The 567-nt window shown below is 52.6% G+C and carries 2 protein-coding genes; both read left to right on the top strand.

All coding sequences use genetic code 11. The features are described from left to right. A partial coding sequence (locus L6R21_28035; protein MCK6563056.1) for a hypothetical protein occupies positions 1–347 on the top strand: 347 nt, incomplete at its 5' end. Positions 348–349: 2 nt separating this feature from the next. Further along, the coding region (locus L6R21_28030) for a hypothetical protein (GenBank protein ID MCK6563055.1) at positions 350–567 on the top strand (218 nt) is incomplete at its 3' end.

The following is a 567-nucleotide window of genomic DNA, read 5'->3' as shown; positions in this document are numbered from 1 at the left end:
AAAAGCGCACCATCATCAAATTCGATTTGCAATATTCGAGCATACCCAGCAATGCTACGGTTCTCAATGCGCAGATGCAGTTGTATTATTTCAACGCTACGGTTGCGGACGGAGCGGCGTGGGTGAATCGTTGGGTACAGGCCCACCAGTTGTTGAATGACTGGCACGAGTCGCAAGCCGACAGCCTGAAACGCCTGACTGGTGTGAATTGGCTCGCGCCGCGAGGGAAAATTGGCCCGGGGAGCAACCCTGCGAACGAAGATGCCAACGGCCAGTTCGAAAGCACGATGCTGTTCCAGCAGGGCGAGCATCCCATCTGGAAGAGTTGGGACTTGACAATGGCGTAATCTTGTGGGCAACAAACGAAGATGTGAATTCCTATGACTTGCGCTTTTATTCTTCAGAAAATGAGACCAAGCCGCCCGAGTTGATGATCATCTGGTCAAACCAGCCCAAGACGGTTTATTTTCTGAAAGATCATTTGGGTTCAGTACGCGCGACGGTGTTGGGCAGTGCCGGGGCGCCGGTGGTCGCGTTTGATGACTATGATCCGTGGGGATATATCCT

This window comes from bacterium (genome assembly GCA_023150945.1).
Taxonomy (GTDB): domain Bacteria; phylum Zhuqueibacterota; class Zhuqueibacteria; order Zhuqueibacterales; family Zhuqueibacteraceae; genus Coneutiohabitans.
The sequence above is the reverse complement of the archived record's forward strand: the minus strand, read 5'-3'. Positions and strand labels throughout refer to the sequence as shown.